This window comes from Roseateles rivi (assembly GCF_043555845.1).
Classification (GTDB): Bacteria; Pseudomonadota; Gammaproteobacteria; order Burkholderiales; family Burkholderiaceae_C; genus Roseateles; species Roseateles rivi.
In genome coordinates this window covers 117,485-133,278 of sequence record NZ_JBIGHZ010000004.1, presented here as the reverse complement: position 1 = coordinate 133,278, position 15,794 = coordinate 117,485, and the positions used below count along the sequence as shown (strand labels likewise).

The 15,794-nt window shown below is 66.4% G+C and carries 14 protein-coding genes; 11 read left to right on the top strand and 3 right to left on the bottom strand.

Annotated features, from left to right (window positions below; genetic code table 11):
- Positions 1-497: 497 nt before the first annotated feature.
- The 6 genes from ACG0Z6_RS10875 (at position 498) to ACG0Z6_RS10850 (ending at position 5,286) form a co-directional block, all read left to right on the top strand.
- A complete protein-coding gene (locus ACG0Z6_RS10875; protein ID WP_394461254.1) occupies positions 498-1,040 on the top strand; it encodes a cytochrome b in 543 nt (180 codons plus the stop codon).
- A gap of 62 nt (positions 1,041-1,102) precedes the next feature.
- The gene (locus ACG0Z6_RS10870; RefSeq protein WP_394461252.1) at positions 1,103-1,708 is read left to right on the top strand and encodes a YceI family protein; all 606 of its coding nucleotides are present in this window, start codon (positions 1,103-1,105) and stop codon (positions 1,706-1,708) included.
- A gap of 57 nt (positions 1,709-1,765) precedes the next feature.
- On the top strand, positions 1,766-2,338 hold the full coding sequence (locus ACG0Z6_RS10865; protein WP_394461250.1) for a YceI family protein: 573 nt from the start codon (positions 1,766-1,768) through the stop codon (positions 2,336-2,338).
- A gap of 227 nt (positions 2,339-2,565) precedes the next feature.
- Positions 2,566-4,023 (top strand): sensor histidine kinase, encoded by a 1,458-nt coding sequence (locus ACG0Z6_RS10860; RefSeq protein ID WP_394461248.1) that lies wholly within the window; start codon positions 2,566-2,568, stop codon positions 4,021-4,023.
- Positions 4,020-4,394, top strand: coding sequence for a hypothetical protein (locus ACG0Z6_RS10855; protein WP_394461246.1), 375 nt, complete (start codon positions 4,020-4,022; stop codon positions 4,392-4,394). Before ACG0Z6_RS10860 ends, ACG0Z6_RS10855 begins: the two co-directional genes overlap by 4 nt.
- Positions 4,395-4,452: 58 nt before the next feature.
- Positions 4,453-5,286, top strand: coding sequence for a LytR/AlgR family response regulator transcription factor (locus tag ACG0Z6_RS10850; RefSeq protein WP_394461244.1), 834 nt, complete (start codon positions 4,453-4,455; stop codon positions 5,284-5,286).
- A 15-nt stretch (positions 5,287-5,301) separates the two neighbouring features.
- On the opposite strand, the gene ACG0Z6_RS10845 is transcribed toward ACG0Z6_RS10850, so the two are convergent.
- Together ACG0Z6_RS10845 and ACG0Z6_RS10840 are read right to left on the bottom strand one after the other, a co-directional pair.
- Complete coding sequence (locus ACG0Z6_RS10845) at positions 5,302-6,102, bottom strand: DUF481 domain-containing protein (RefSeq protein WP_394461242.1); 801 nt, start codon at positions 6,100-6,102, stop codon at positions 5,302-5,304.
- Positions 6,103-6,259: 157 nt separating this feature from the next.
- A complete protein-coding gene (locus ACG0Z6_RS10840; RefSeq protein ID WP_394461240.1) occupies positions 6,260-8,317 on the bottom strand; it encodes an ATP-dependent helicase in 2,058 nt (685 codons plus the stop codon).
- Between the two features lie 208 nt (positions 8,318-8,525).
- On the opposite strand from ACG0Z6_RS10840, the gene ACG0Z6_RS10835 reads away from it, so the two are divergent.
- The 3 genes from ACG0Z6_RS10835 (at position 8,526) to ACG0Z6_RS10825 (ending at position 12,100) form a co-directional block, all read left to right on the top strand.
- Positions 8,526-9,059: a hypothetical protein gene (locus ACG0Z6_RS10835; RefSeq protein ID WP_394461238.1), complete on the top strand. Its 534-nt coding sequence runs from the start codon at positions 8,526-8,528 to the stop codon at positions 9,057-9,059.
- 433 nt (positions 9,060-9,492) lie between these two features.
- Entirely contained in the window at positions 9,493-11,643 is a 2,151-nt protein-coding gene (locus ACG0Z6_RS10830) for a TonB-dependent receptor plug domain-containing protein (protein ID WP_394461943.1), read from the top strand.
- 25 nt (positions 11,644-11,668) lie between these two features.
- Positions 11,669-12,100: a hypothetical protein gene (locus tag ACG0Z6_RS10825; RefSeq protein WP_394461236.1), complete on the top strand. Its 432-nt coding sequence runs from the start codon at positions 11,669-11,671 to the stop codon at positions 12,098-12,100.
- A 22-nt stretch (positions 12,101-12,122) separates the two neighbouring features.
- Here the strand turns inward: ACG0Z6_RS10825 and ACG0Z6_RS10820 are convergent, their stop codons facing one another.
- Positions 12,123-12,728 carry a 5-formyltetrahydrofolate cyclo-ligase gene (locus tag ACG0Z6_RS10820; RefSeq protein ID WP_394461234.1) on the bottom strand — a complete coding sequence of 202 codons (606 nt, stop codon included), beginning with the start codon at positions 12,726-12,728 and terminating at the stop codon, positions 12,123-12,125.
- A gap of 9 nt (positions 12,729-12,737) precedes the next feature.
- Between ACG0Z6_RS10820 and ACG0Z6_RS10815 the strand changes: the two genes are divergently transcribed.
- Both ACG0Z6_RS10815 and ACG0Z6_RS10810 read left to right on the top strand, forming a co-directional pair.
- Positions 12,738-14,756: a lytic transglycosylase domain-containing protein gene (locus ACG0Z6_RS10815; protein ID WP_394461232.1), complete on the top strand. Its 2,019-nt coding sequence runs from the start codon at positions 12,738-12,740 to the stop codon at positions 14,754-14,756.
- Between the two features lie 36 nt (positions 14,757-14,792).
- Complete coding sequence (locus ACG0Z6_RS10810) at positions 14,793-15,722, top strand: complex I NDUFA9 subunit family protein (protein WP_394461230.1); 930 nt, start codon at positions 14,793-14,795, stop codon at positions 15,720-15,722.
- Positions 15,723-15,794: the final 72 nt, after the last annotated feature.

The following is a 15,794-nucleotide window of genomic DNA, read 5'->3' as shown; positions in this document are numbered from 1 at the left end:
TGTTGATGCGGTCTGCGCATCCCATATCAAGGGAAAACCCTCGATTTAAATAGGAGGGCCGCCCCAGGGAAGTTGTGGGTGCGGGAATATAGCTCGCCGCCCAGCGGTAGCGACAAACCCGCCCCCTCACACGCGGGCGAATGGCGCAACGGGGCCAGAAAATGACTACGCCGACCTACCTCGGCTCCAACGAGCTCTGGTAGGTCGGCATAGCACTCCTCCCCTTTGACCCTGCGCTGTGGTCCAGGCAGCACAAGATCAGCTGCGGAGTATCCTGAGAGCGCTGGGCGGCGGATATCCCCCTCAAGTGGGAGCCCTTTAGGGACAGGGCACGACAACATTCACTGCTCGCACACAGCTGTGCGGCCTGCAAAGGCTTGCCGAGGCAGCCCCCCTGTACAGGGTCACTTGCTTTTGTGACACATTCAATTGTTTTGAAAGCAGCGGTGAGGCCTGCTCACACCGTTGCCCCCCACGCGCCACGCACACTGCTTTTCATGGAACTGTCATCGCATCAGCGCTACGCCCTGCCTGCCATCTTGTTGCATTGGGTGATGGCCGTGGGCCTTTTGGGCGCCATGGGTTTTGGGCTCTACATGACCGAACTGCCCTTCTCTCCCACCCGACTCAAGCTTTACAACTGGCACAAATGGGTCGGCATCGCCTTGCTGGGCCTGAGCGTGCTGCGCGTGGTGTGGCGCCTCACCCACCGCCCGCCCGCAGACCTGCCCATGCCGGCATGGCAGGCCCGCCTTGCCCACCTCACGCATGGCGCCATGTATGGGCTGTTCCTGGCCGTGCCTCTGGTGGGCTGGGCGCGCAGCTCGGCGGCAGGTTTTCCGGTGGTGTGGCTGGGCGTGCTGCCCCTGCCGGACTGGGTGCCGCGCAACGAGGCCCTGGCGCACACGCTCAAAGAGGCCCATGAGTTGCTGGCCTACACCTTGTTGATCTTGATCGCACTGCACGTGGCCGCAGCGTTGCAACATGCGTGGGTGGCCCGCGACGCGCTGCTACAGCGCATGCTGCCCCAGCGGCGCTAACAGCCCCAAAGGCCACGACCACGCCCCCCAACCATCGTCAGACCAAGCTCTTGACACGGACCATGCCCACTCCAAGCTTCAACACCCCAGCCCAGCTTTTGCTTCGCCTCACCTGCGCCCTGCTGACGCTGCTGGCCCTGGCGCTCCCAACCGCACAGGCGCAGACCACAGCCCAGTTGGTGCCTGCGGCCAGCGAGATCACCTTCACCAGCAAGCAAATGGGCGTGGCCGTGGAGGGCCGCTTCAAACGTTTTGAAGCGCAGCTCAACTTCGACCCCAAACGCCCTGAGGCGGGCCGCGTGAGCTTCCAGATTGACCTCACCAGCGCCACCTTGGGTGATGCCATGTTCGACGCCGAGCTGGCCAAGCCGGTATGGTTTGACACCGCGCGCAGCCGCATGGCGGTGTTTCAGAGCAGCCAGATCAAGCCGCTGGGCAACAACCGTTTTGAGGTGCTGGGCAAGCTGCAGATCAAGGGCCAGGTGCGTGAGCTCAGCGTGCCCCTGACCCTCAGCAGCAGCAAGAACCAAACCCTGGCCAGCGGCCAGGTGCAGATCCGCCGCCTGGACTTTCGCATTGGCGAGGGCGAGTGGGCCGACACCAGCATGGTGGCCAACGAAGTCCAAGTGCGCTTCAAACTCGCTTTCAGTGGCTTGAGCTTGCCCTGAGGCCGTCTCAGCCGCCGCACCCTTGTTTGCTTTCCCAACCCCCAGAGGTCAGACACCATGAAACACCAAGCCCTTGTTGCCGCCGCCTTGCTCGGCGCGCTCTCCCTGGCCCAAGCGCAAAGCGTGAGCTACACCATCGAGCCCACGCACACCTTTGTGACCTACGAGATCGCGCACTTTGGCACCTCCACCAACCGCGGCCGCTTCGACAAGAAAGAAGGCACGGTGCAGCTGGACCGTCAGGCCAAGACGGGCCGCGTGGACATCAGCTTTGAGCTGGCCTCGGTCAACACCGGCGTGCCCGCCATGGACAAGCACTTGCTGAACAAGGACTTCTTCGATGCCGAGAAGTACCCCAAGGCACGCTTTGTGGGCGAGCAGTTCAGCTTTGACGGCGACAAAGTCACCGCCGTGGCCGGCCAGCTGACCCTGCGCGACCAAACCCACCCCGTGACCCTCACGGCCCAGCGCTTCAACTGCTACCGCCACCCCATGTTCATGAAGACGGTGTGCGGTGGTGACTTTGAAGCCACCATCGACCGCACCCTGTGGGGCATCGACTACGGCATCAAGTGGGGCTTCCCCAAGGACGTCAAGCTGGTGATCCAGGTCGAAGCCGTGCAGCAGTAATTGCCGCTGCGCACCCAGCCATTTCCGCTCCTCCCTCCTTGGGCTTGATGCCTGAGGTTTTTGCACCCGCCGCAGGCCTGGCCTTGCGGCGGTTTTTTTTGCGCCCTCTGCCCCCCCGGACTGTCTGCGGCCCCTGCAGTTCGTCCGGGCAAAGCCGCGGTGCGTCGCGCGCCGTCGTCCGCCGCGGCAGGCTTTGCGTACAGTGAGCACCAAAGTACTGGTCCACCATGCAACAGCCCGCACCCACCCCCACGCCCCCACCGCCTGCAGCGCAGCAACTGCAGCGCTACTACCAAAGCGCGTTGCGCGCCTTTCACGCCTATGCCCGCTGGCTGGTGGGTCTCAGCTGGTGGCGTTTTGCGGCGTACGCGGTGCTGCTCATCATTGCTGCCAACATCATTCAGGACTTGCCGCCCTTCACCTACTCGACCACTGAGACGGTCAGGATGGCAGATCCCGCCACCCTGCCCAAACCGCCCAAGCTGCCGCCAGCCACCACCCGCAAGCCTGACACCTCCAGCAGCAAAGAAGGCGTGGAAATCGTGGGCGAACGCGATGGCGTGCGCTACCGGCTGCGCATGGATGAGCGCGGCATCAGCCTGGAGCCCGAAGGCGCGGCCTCGGCGCCCAGCGGCAGCGCCAGTGCGGCCAGCGCGCCTGCGGGCTTGCCGAGCTTTCGCATCGTCTTGCCCTCACCCCACAGTGAGCGCACGGCCTCTACCCCGGGCGAGCTGAGCCCCGAAGAAGCCGAGGAGCGGCTCAACCAAGCCATCGAAGAATTCAACCAGGCCCGAGACAAGGCGCAGGAGCGCGAGCAGGTCGCCGAAGAGGCCATTGAAGCCGCCCGAGCCGTGCGCGAGGAACTCCTCAACGAGTTCGGTCGAGGGGGTGCGCGCACCAAGATCGTCACCCACTACAACGAGGTGCCGGTCAAACTCACACTGTGGTTCATCTTCCTCTCGGCGTTGACCAAGCTGTTGTACCGCGGCCAGCTGCAGGCCCAAGTCAAGGCCGCACAGGCCACCGAGGTGGCCGAGGCCGAGCAGCTCAAGCGCCAGGTGGTGGAAGCGCGCTTGGCCGCCATGCAGGCGCAGGTGGAGCCGCACTTTTTGTTCAACACCCTGGCCTCCATCGAGCACCTGATCGAGACCGACGCGCCGCGTGCCGCGCAGATGCAGCGCCACCTCATCGCACTGCTGCGCGCCTCCATGCCCACCATGCGTGAGGCCAATGCCAACGGCGTGCGCGACCTCGGCCGCGAAATGCAGGTCATACGCCCCTACCTGCACATCCTGCAAATGCGCATGGAAGAGCGGCTGCAAGTGCGCATCGAAGTGCCCGAAGGCCTGGATTCGGCCACCTTCCCGCCCATGATGATTCAGGGCCTGGTGGAAAACGCCATCAAGCATGGCCTGGAACCCAAGGCCGAAGGCGGCGAGCTGCTGGTGCGGGCCGAGGTGGTGCACGGCAAGCTGGCCGTGACCGTGGCCGACACGGGCCTGGGCTTTGGCCGCGCCGCCACCCAGGGCACGGGCGTGGGGCTGGCCAATATCCGCGAGCGCCTGAACCTGCTCTACGGCCGCGCCGCCACCCTGACCGTGGCGGAAAACCAACCCAGCGGCACAGTGGTCACCATCACCGTGCCCTACCGCAGCACCAGTTCTGACGACGGAGCCTCAGCATGAAACGCCTCTTCAAAGTTTTCTTCATCCTGCTCATGGCCCTGCTGCTGCTCAGTGCCGCCCTGGGTCTGGGCTTGTTGAGCTGGCTGCACGATGCGCCCCATGTGCAGGTGCACATCAACGGCCAGGACTACACGGCGCTGGACGGCTGGGCTGAGGCTGGCGACTGCGTGGTGTGGGTGGCATTCGCCCTGCTGCTGGCGCTGCCCGTGCTGCTCTTGGTGGGCATGGCGCTGCCGCTGCTGCTGGGCGCTGGCGCGCTGCTGCTGGTGTTGCTGAGCCTGGGCGCCGTGCTGGGCGCACCGCTGCTGCTGCTGGGCCTGGTGCTGTACCTGGTGCTGCGCGACAAAGCCAACGCAAGGCGCCAGCGCTAGGTCTGCCCAGCGCGCTTATGCTCTTGCCACCGCTATGTTCAGACTTGCTTTGACCCCCATGACCGAACCCACCCAAGCCCCCCGCGCCGTACTGGCCGACGACGAACGCCTGATGCGCGAACAGCTGCGCAGCCGCATCCAGGAAGTCTGGCCCGAGCTGCAAATCGTGGGCGAAGCCAAGAACGGCCTCGAAGCCGTGGCACTGACCCGCGAACTCAAGCCCGACCTGGTGTTTCTGGACATCCGCATGCCCGGCCTCACCGGCGTGGAAGCGGCCCGGCAAATCGCCCAGCTGCCCGACGACGACGAGTGGCTGGTGCCCGAGATCGTCTTCATCACCGCCTACGACGAATACGCCGTGGAGGCCTTCGAGCAAGGCGTGTGCGACTACGTGCTCAAGCCCGCCGAGCGCGAGCGCCTGGCCCTGACCGTGCAGCGCATTCAAAAACGCCTGGCCGCGCGCCAGGGCGACGGCGAAGCCCACAGCGGCGAAGCCAACCCCAGCCTGGGCACGCTGCAACAGCTGCTGCACCGCCTGCAAGCCGGGCCCCAGGGCAGCGCGCCGCGCTACCTGCAGTGGATTCAGGCCTCGGTGGGCCAGACCATCCAGATGGTGGCCGTGCAGGACATCCTGTTCTTCATCAGCGACGAGAAATACACCCGCGTGCAAACAGCGCAGTTCGAGGCCCTCATCCGCAAGCCCATCAAGGAGCTGGTGGACGAGCTCGACCCCGAGCTGTTCTGGCAAATCCACCGCTCCACCTTGGTCAACGTCAAAGCCATTGCGGGCATCAGCCGCGACTTCCGCGGCCGCCAGCTGGTGGGCGTCAAGGGTCTGGACGAAAAGCTCGAAGTCAGCCGCAGCTACACCCACCTCTTCAAGGGCATGTAAGCCCAGGCGCGGCGCTCAGAACTTCAAATTCAAGCCGGTGAGCAGGCTCACATCCGTACTGCGCACACCCGCTATGGGCTTGCTGTTGTAGGCACCACTGAGGCCCACGGTTTGATGGAGGTGGCCGGTCAGCGCCACCGCGAGCTGAGAGGTAAAGCGCGCCAGTGTGGCGCGGTCGCCCGACACACCGGCATACAGGTCCAGACGCTGCTTCATCTGCGTGGTGGCGCTGAGCTTGTGCACCGACTCCTGCGCCACATACACGCTGGCGCGTTCAAAGCGTGAGTCGGTCTGCCCATCAACGGTGCGCGGGCTGAGGTAGTGGTCCAGCGCATAGCCCATCCCGCCATAGACCGTGACTTGGTGGCTGCTGCTTTGCAGCAAACCCCAGCCCAGCCCCGTAGCTCCGCTGACGCGCCGCGCCACGCCGGCCAGCTTGTCGCTCTCCAGCCCCAAGCGCGCGAAGGCCAGCAAAGCGCTGTCCAGCGTGCGGTTGTACTGCGCGCCGTACTGATAGCGAGCCGCCGTGGTCTGGTCGCGCTGGTTCACCGTGGCCGACGCCCGGTGGTTCATGCCGTTGAGCGTGAGCTTGTCTAGCGTCGTGACGTGCTGCAGCTCGCCGTTGAGCAGGACGCTGAGCGTGCGCGCATTGCCCGTGGTGGCCCCGGCCAGCAAGCTGCCCCCGCCGTGCCAACCGGGCTCTGCAACGCCTGCCGCTGGGGGCTCAGGCGCAACCTGTTGCGCCCATGCGGGCAGCCAGAGAGCCGACACCAGCAGGCTCAAGACACCAGCGCGAAAACGGTGGGAGTGCAACATGGTGGCGCAGGGGATTAGGGCGGGGTTCGAGGCGTGATGCCGCCGCACTCTACCGCCCACACAAGGCCACTTGACTCGGGGCCGCCCCCGCAAACCTGGCCCCTCCCCCGCAACCCAGGGGGCGTGAGGGCCCGGTCTTGCCAGAGGCGCTGCGCGCTCAGTCCCGCCCGGCTTTTTGCGCCGCGGCACTGACGGCGGCCTTGGCCGCGAGCTGCTCGCGCATGCGCTTGAGTTTTTCGCGCGGGTCTTCCTTGATGCCGCTCTCATGGAGCTTCATCTCGGCGATGAAGCGGCTGGGGATGCCGGCCACGGTTTCGCGGTTTTTCTTGCGCCGCCGCAGTGTGGAAACCGCCAGCGTGCGCCGCGCGCGCGTGATGCCCACGTACATGAGCCGCCGCTCCTCCTCCAGGCGCTGCGGCGTCATGTCTTCGTCTTCAGACTTGAAGGGCAGCAGGCCCTCGTTGACGCCCACCAGAATGACGTGGGGCCACTCCAGGCCCTTGGAGGCATGCAGCGTGGTGAGCACCACCTGATCCTGGTCCTCCTGGCGCTCGGCCAGGGAGAGGATGACGCTGATGGTCTGCGCCACCTGCAGCACGGTTTGGCGCGGCGTTTCGCTGGTGACACCGCCCTCCTCGCTGAGCACGCCACCGCAGCGCTTGGCCACCCAGTCGATGAAGTCCAGCACGTTGTTCCAGCGTGCGGCAGCCACTTTCTCGTTGTCCTCGTTGTCCAGCAGATGCTGCTCGTAGCCGATGTCGGCCAGCCACTCCAGCAGCAGCGCCTTGCCTTCTTCCGCACCCACGGTGTGGCGGGCGCGGTATTCCAGGTCCACCACATAGCGGCCGAACTCGTGCAGGCCGTGCAAGGCCTTGGCCGAGATCATGGCCTGCAGCGACTCGGAGAACAGCGACTCGAACATGGAGAGCTTCCACTTCGCCGCGAACTCGCTCAAATGCCCCAGCGTCTGGTGGCCAATGCCGCGCTTGGGGGTGGTGACGGCGCGCAGAAAGGCCGGATCGTCGTCCTGGTTCACCAAGAGGCGCAGCCAGGCGCAGAGGTCTTTGATCTCGCTCTTGTCGAAAAAGCTCTGCCCGCCGCTGACTTTGTAGGGGATTTCCGCGCGGCGCAGCGCCTGCTCGAAGATGCGCGCCTGGTGGTTGGCGCGGTAGAGGATGGCGAAGTCCTTGAACTGCGTGCCGCCATGGTTGGCGCGTATGGACTGGATGCGCGCCACCGCGCGCTCGGCCTCGTGCTCCTCGCCATCGGCCTCGATCAAGGTGATGGGGTCGCCCTCGCCAAACTCGCTCCACAGCGTCTTGGGAAAGAGCTTGGGGTTGGAGCCAATCACATTGTTGGCCGCGCGCAAGATGGCGCTGGTGGAGCGGTAGTTCTGCTCCAGCGCAATCACCTTGAGCTGCGGGAAGTCCAGCGGCAGGCGCTTGAGGTTTTCAATCGTGGCCCCGCGCCAGCCGTAAATGCTCTGGTCATCGTCGCCCACGGCGGTGAACATGGCGCGCTCGCCCACCAGCAGCTTGAGCAGCTCGTACTGCACGGCGTTGGTGTCTTGGTACTCGTCCACCAGCACATAGCGCAGCAACTCCTGCCACTTGCCACGCGCCTCGGCGTTGGTGGAGAGCAGCTTGAGCGGCAGCCCGATGAGGTCGTCAAAGTCCACCGCCTGGTAGGCCGTGAGCCGCTCCTGGTAGCGCTGCATCACCACCGCGGCGGCGCGCTGCATATCGTCCTGGGCGTAGGCCAGGGCCTGCTGCGGGCTCAGGTTCTGGTTCTTCCACAGCGAAATCGTCCACTGCCAGGACTTGGCCGTGGCCGCGTCCGTGGTGCCGCCCGCGTCGCGCAGCACGGAGAGCACATCGTCCGAATCCAGAATCGAGAACTGCTCCTTCAGCCCCAGATGCCGCCCGTCCTCGCGCAGGATGCGCACCCCCAGCGAGTGGAAGGTGGACACCACCAACTCCTGCCCCGCTTTGGGCCCCACCAACTGCCGCGCCCGCTCGCGCATCTCCTGCGCGGCCTTATTGGTGAAGGTGATGGCCGCGATATTGCGCGGCCGATAGCCCACCGACAGCAACTGCGCGATTTTTTGCGTGATCACCCGCGTCTTGCCCGACCCCGCCCCCGCAATCACCAGGCACGGCCCATGCAAGTGGTGAACAGCTTCCAGCTGGGCGGGATTGAGGGTGAAGGTGGACACGGCAGGGGCGGCAAAATCGGGGCGGGGGCGAATGATAGCGAGCCAACGAAGTCAGGCGTGGGTTGCCAAGGCCACAGGCTGGGTGAGGCAGCCTGTGCACCGGCCCATTTCGCCGGATCCCCATCGACGCGCTGGTTATCTGTACGACTCATCCATCGCGGCCGAATTGCGCATACATTGGGCGCCCACCGCCTCAACAGGACAGACATTGAAACTCACTCGCCTCATATTGGCCCTATGCGCCTTACCACCAGCCACAGCGCAAGCCAATGTAGTTTCAAATACCGACCTTCGGGCCGCCTGCAAAAGCTGCTTCCCCATCAAATTTCCGACCTTCCTGATTCTTGGCCCTGAAAACCGAGTTCTGCATGTGGAAGCGCCAGACCTCTGGAAGGTGACAGATGTGCTCAATGGCGGAATAGAACGAAACGTCCAGAGAAGATTGACCGACACCATTGAGCGCGTCGTCGAAGTTTACAAAGCACCTGAAAAATCATCGGACGTTCCACAACATTGGGCAGACGCTCTAAAAAAAATTTCTACGCAAGCGGACCAAGCTCAACTCAAAAAATCGCTTGGCGAATCAAAAAGAAAGATTGTTGTCATTTCAGCTGAAATCTCCAATCCAAGTGATAAAGAATCCAGCGCTTGCACGTTAGCGGAGTACGCGCCCGGCAGAAGGGAATTTAAGGATTTGGCATGCATTGGCATATCTGTGCGCTTCAACAGCGACAAACCATAGACGCTGCCAGCCCCAATATGGGCCGCGGCGCATCCCAACCCATTGCCCCACACAACCCGCTTCACCGCCGAGCGATTCCAGCCGGTAGCGCGCCATCTCAGTTTGTTCAAGCGCGGCACGCATGAGCAGGCGGGTCTTGATGCGACCTCACGCCAGCAAGACACCCCCCCTGGGTTGCGGGTAGGGTCACCACCTCACCCACAGGTGGGGTTGATGATGAACCACCATCGCCCATAGGCTAGTGACAGTTGTTGCAGCGCCAGCCGCCTTTTTTGTCAACCCTGTGCATTGCCAACATGCACCCTCATGCCACCCGAAGCCCTGCAATCCCAACAAGCACAAGGGCTGGGTGTTTTCGCGTGGGGCAACGCCTGCAACTGACACAAGCCGCATGCCAATACGCCTCACCCCACCGAAGCGGCCATTGACCCTGGTGGCTGTGCTCATCAGCGCCAACGCGCTGGCCGAATCCCCCCCTCAGCAACCGGCCGTGCTGCCGGCCGCGGAGGTCAAGGGCCAAACCTCTGACACCACGCTGCGCAAGCTCAGCACCGCCGCCAAGCAGGTGGTGGGCCGCGAGGAAATTGAGCGCATGGGCGGGGCCAACGCCAAGGAGCTGCTCAAGCAACTGCCGGGCGTGGAGACAGATGTCTATGGCGCCATTGCCCTGCGCGGTCTGGCGGGGTACACGCAGATCTTGGTGGACGGCAAGCCGCCTGCGCCAGGCTTGCAGCCCCTGGACTTGGCGCCGGCCCAAATCGAGCGCATCGAGGTCATCCGTGGCGCCACGGCCGACCTGCCAGGGCAGGGCGTGGGCGGCACCATCAACCTGGTGCTGCGCGCCGTCAAACCCACGCGTTACATGACGGAGCTCCAGGGAACGGTCAGCCGCAGCGAAGGCCCGCTGGACCCTGGCGTGAACCTGGTACGCCATGGGCAATGGAGCGCCGACGCGGCCTACACCGCCACCGCCAGCCTGGGCCGCTTTGCCTGGCAGGGCCAGACCCACACGGTGAACACGCGCGACGGGCTGGCGCCCGTGGACCAAACCAGCACCACCCAGGGCACGTCGGAGGATGCCTCGGCCCGGCTCAAGACGGTGCTGAAGTCAGTGGCTGGGGGCGAGCTGCAATGGGAGGGCGGGCTCTCGACCTACCTGACCCGCGGCGAGCAAGCGCAGCAACTGGCCAGCGCCGACCCGCTGCCTTTTGACCACGCCCAGCGCCAGTGGCGCCGCCTGGGCCACATGGCCGACACCCAAGCGCAATGGACCCACCCCTGGGGCGAGACCGGCAGCCTGAGTGTGGAGCTGGGCCTGCAGCGGGCCACCGCCCGCAGCCGGGCGCAGGGCGTGCAAACCGGCGCTGTGCCCAACGACACCCAGTCCACCCAGTCCGAGCGCAATTGGAGCCGCAGCGGCGGGCTGAAGTGGAGCGACGAATTCGCCAGCGCCCACCAGCTCAGCGCGGGCTGGAACTGGCAAAAGTACACCAACGCAGATCAAACCGAGCGCTGGCGCAACGGCCTGCCCGACACCCAGCTGGCCAACTGGGGAGACGGTAGTGACGGGCGTTCCGTTGAAGCCTCCGCGTTCGTTCAAGACGACTGGACGGTCAGCCCCCGCCTGAGCCTGACCCTGGGCTGGCGCTGGGAACAACGCCGCTTCAGCGAGGCACAAGGACTGATGGCCACAAGCAGTCGCTTCAGCGTGCCGCTGCCCTCCATCAACGCGCTCTACAAGCTGGACGATGCCGATCAGGACCAGCTGCGGCTGGGCTTGTCGCGCACCTACAAAGCGCCGGGGCGCGAATACCCGCTGCTGGCGCGCCCCACCGTCAACCCCTTCTTCGCCTGCCCGCAAGGCGGGCGGTGCGGCGCCAACGACCGGCTGCACCCCGACACCCTGGGCAACCCGGCGCTGCAGCCCGAAACGGCCTGGGGGCTGGATGCAGCCTGGGAGCACAGCCTGCCCAAAGACGGCATGGTCAGCGTGGGCGTGTTCCACCGCCGGATCAACAACCGCATCGCCACCGCCTTGCAGCAGCAGCCGGTGGACTGGGCCAACGTGCCGCGCTGGGTGACGCTGCCCGTCAACCACGGCAGCGCCTGGAGCCAGGGGCTGGAGCTCGAAGCCAAGCTGCGGCTGGACATGCTCAGCGAGGCGTTGCCGGCCTGGATGGCGCGCGCCTCGCTGAGCCGCTACCGCTCGCGCGACTCGGCTCTGCCCGCGCCCTACAACCTGCTGGCCGGGCAAGGCCGGGGCAGCGCCAAGCTAGGTTTCAGCCAGCAGCTGCAAAGCCTGCCGCTGGATTGGAGCGTGGACGCGCGCTGGCGCGACGGCGGCCTGATGCGGCTCAATGCCTATGAATTGCAAGACACCGCCACGCACTGGACGGTGGACGCCAGCCTGGGCTGGCGCTTCAGCCCGCAAACGCAGCTGAGCCTGCGGGGCAGCAACCTCAACACGCCCACCCAACGCAGCCGCTTGGGCAGCACCGACCCCACCGGCGGCCCGACGCTGTGGCAGCAGCGGGCCGATGCCAGCCGCCAGCTCTGGCAGCTGACGCTGGACACCAAGTTTTGAGTTCATCCCCTTTGAGTTCAACCCCATGACCCAATTCAATGTATTTCTCGCCTTCGCCGTGCTGGCCTGTGTGTGGGTTTTTGCCTCGGCAAAAAACTTCTCCAGCCAGCCCTCACGAAGAGGTTTGGGCACGCTCGCGGCTGCGATGGGGGTATCGCTGCTGTGTGCAGCGGCCCATCTGAGCAACGAATGGGCGGTTCGAGATGCAGCGAGCTTGAGCCATATCGAACCCAATCAGGCCTATGAGCACGCCAAAGCCATGGGGGGTGAAGCCGGTGTCTTGGGTGCATACACCGCGGGCATTCTTGAGGCCTCGTTCAAACGCAACCGCGAGGACGCAGCGGGGCTGGGCCTTGCAAGCGTCTTCTGCCTGGTCGCTGGCCTTGGTTTGGGTCGCAGGCGCTCACGGCAGTCGTCTGCCCCGCCTGACACGGCAGACCCGGAGCAGGCACGCTGAGAAGCCGCCGCTACCCGCGCCCTCAGGGCGCCAGCACCTCGGCCTCGGTGATCACCACAGTGAGTGCGATGTCGTGGGGAGCGACTTCAAAGCGCTGCTCGCCTGCGGCCCAGCTCAGGCCGACGGCGGTCACGCCGGGGTGGGCGGCCAGCCAGCGGTCGAAGTAGCCGCCGCCGTAGCCCATGCGGTAGCCCTCGCGGGTGTGGCCGACGCAGGGCACCAGCAGCACCTCGGGCACCAGAGCCGGGCCCTCGCAGCTGGGGATGCCGCATTCGTCTTGCATCGTGGGCGGCTGGCCTGACCAGTGGCGGAATTCCATGCGCGCACCGGCCCGCCAGGCGTAGGGCAAGGCCAGTTGCATGTGGTTGCCCAGCGCATGGCTTTGCGCGAAGTTCACCACGTCGAATTCACCCGGCAGCGGCCAGTACAGGCCCAGGCTCAGGGGCTCGAGCTGGCGCAGCACGTCCAGCAATTGCAGGGCCACGCGCGCCTGGGCGGCTTGCGCTTGGGGCGATTCGTGCCACGCTCTGCGCTGCGCCAGCAGGTGGCGGCGCAGTTCGTCCCTATCATGGCTGCCAGGGGCCGCTGCGGCGGCCGTGCCTGGGGTATGTGGATGTTCGGTATGCATGGTTTGAGTATGACTTTTTTTGCACCCAATCGGCGCTGGATCGGGCGCGGCGCGGCGCTGGCGCTGGCCCTCACGGTGGCCTGGAGCGGCGCGGTCGCGGCTGAACCGGCGCCCGGTGACACGGTTGTGGCCGCGCGGGCGGCCTGGGCGGCGCGTGATGGCGCACGCCTCAACACGCTGCGCCAGAGTTTCGACGCACAGCACCCGCTGGCGTCCTGGGTGGACTACTGGGCGCTGAACCTGCGCTTGGCCGAAGCCACCCAGAGCGAGCTGAACGCGTTTTACGAGCGCTGGAGCGGCAGCTATGTGGAAGACCGCTTGCGCAACGACTGGCTGCTGGAACTGGGGCGGCGGCGGGACTGGGGCAACTTCCGCCGCGATGTGGCCGGCTTCAAGATGCAAGACGACCGCGAGGTAGTCTGCTACAGCCTGCTGGCCGAGCACAGTGCTGGCGGCGATGTGCAGCAAGCCGCGCGCAGCGCCTGGCTGGCACAGCGCGATGGCGATGAAGGCTGCAACGCCCTGGCCACCACGCTCTACCAGGCGCGCGTGCTGCGCGACGAGGACCTGTGGCTGAAGCTGCGCCTGTCTTTCGAGGGCAACCGCGCCCGCGCCATCCGCCAGACAGCGGCCCTGCTGCCGCCTGCCACGGCGCGCGCCATCGCGGAGCTGCAAGACCAGCCCGAGCGCTATTTGAAGCGCCATGGCGGCAGCCTGGGCCGCACGCAGACCGAGCTCAGCGCCCTGGCGCTGCTGCGCCTGGTGGCACAAAACCCCGACGAAGCGCTGCCCGATGTGAAGCGCTGGGCCCCGCGCCTGACGCCTGAGCTGCGCGCCTGGGTGTGGGCGCAGATGGGCCGCAGCAGCGCGCAGCGTCTGCAGGACGAGGCGGCCGACCACTTCGAGCGCGCGCTGCAGCTGCACCCGCAAGAGCAGCCCCTGAACTGGAGCGCGGACACCCTAGGCTGGGCCGCCCGTGCGGCCTTGCGTGCCGAGCAAGGGCGGGGCCACCCCGAGCTGCTGCTCAAGGCCATCGAGCGCATGCGCCCCGAAGAGCAGCGCGAGCCGCACTGGCAGTACTGGCGGGCCCGCGCCCTGCTGCAGCGCGCCCCCGCAGGCGAGGCTGGCGCGGCGCAGCGCCAGCAGGCCCAGGCCGTGCTGCGCGAGCTGGCCTCGCCGCTGACCTTCTACGGCCAGCTGGCCCTGGACGATTTGAAGCTGCCGCCCACCCTGCCCGCGGCCCCAGCGGCACTGCGCCCCGCCGAGCTGCGCCAGGCCGCCGCCCAGCCCGGGCTGCAGCGCGCCTTGGCCCTCATCCAGCTGGGCCTGCGCAACGAGGGCGTGCGCGAGTGGAACTTCTCGCTGCGCGGCATGGACGACCGCGCCCTGCGCGCCGCCGCGCAGCTGGCCTGCGATCGGGCCGTGTGGGACCGCTGCATCAACACCAGCGAGCGCACGCGCCAGGAAGTCGACCTGGCGCAGCGCTTCCCCCTGCCGCTGCGCCAAGAGGTGGTGGCCGCCGCCGACCGCGCGGGCGTGGACCCGGCTTTTGTGTACGGACTCATCCGCCAGGAGTCACGCTTCATCCTCGATGCCCGCTCGCATGTGGGCGCCTCGGGCCTGATGCAAGTCATGCCCGAGACGGCGCGCTGGACGGCACGCAAGCTGGGGCTGGACTACGCGCCCGAGCTGCTCAACCAGCGCGACTTCAACCTGCGCGTCGGCACCGGCTACCTCAGCCTGGTGCTGGCCGATTTTGGTGGGGCCCAGGCCCTGGCGGCTGCAGCCTACAACGCCGGCCCCAACCGCCCACGGCGCTGGCGCGACGGCCCGGTGCTCGACGCTGCGGTCTGGACCGAGAACATCCCTTTCAGCGAAACGCGTGACTACGTAAAGAAAGTGCTGGTCAACGCCAGCATCTACGCGCACATTCTGGGCAGGGACGGCACCAGGCTGCGCGAGCGGCTGGGGCAAAGCGTCGGCCCCAGACAAAACGCGGCCCCACAACCGGACCGCGACCTCCCCTGAACGCCCCTCAGGTCCAACAACAACACAGGGAAGCTCATGAGAGTCTTGGTACTTGGCGGCAGTGGTTTTGTGGGGCGCAGCTTTTGCGCCCGTTGGTGTCGCGCGCAAGGCGGCAGCGGCACCATCACCCTGCCCACACGCCAGCTGCGCAATGTGCGCAGCCTGCGCACCCAGCCCGGGCTCAGCGTGGTGCGTGCCGACATCCACAACCCCGACACGCTGCGCGCCCTGGTGGCCAAGCACGACGCTGTGCTCAACCTCGTGGCCATCTTGCACGGCAAGCCCGCGGAGTTTGAGCGCACCCATGTCCAGCTGGTCAGCCACATCATCAGCGCCTGCCAGCGCGAGGGCGTGCGCCGCCTTGTGCACGTCAGCGCCCTGGGGGTGGATGAGGTGGCCGACATGCCCTCGGACTACCTGCGCAGCAAAGCCCGCGCCGAGGCCCTGATCCGCGCCAGCGGGCTGGACTACACCGTGCTGCGGCCCTCGGTCATCTTCGGCAAGGACGACCGCTTCATGAACCTCTTTGCCGCGCTGCAGCGCCGTCTGCCGCTGATGGCCTTGGGCGGCGCACAAGCGCGCATGCAGCCCGTGTGGGTGGAAGACGTGGCCAAGGCCCTGGTCCACACCCTGCTGCGCCCGGAAACCATAGGCCACACCTACGAGCTGGGCGGCCCGCGGCAATGGCAGCTGCGCGAACTGGTGCAAGCCGCCGGGCGCTGGTCGCGCGGGCACGCAAGACCCGTGCTGCCCCTGCCCGCCCCCCTGGCCTGGCTGCAGGCGGCTGCGCTGGAGTGGTGGCCGGGCGGCCCGCTGCTGTCGCGCGACAACCTGCGCTCGCTGCAGCGGCCCAATGTGCTGGGCAACAGCCTGCCCGGCCTGGCCGACCTGGGCGTTGCCGCCGCAGACTTGCAGACCATCGCCCCCAGCTACCTGGCCGAGGACCCCAAGCCCGCCGCGCGCTAGAGCCCTGGGCGGGCGTGCCCGCCAGGCATCAATCCGATGCCGCATTGGCAAAGGCAAACAGCGCCGCGGCTC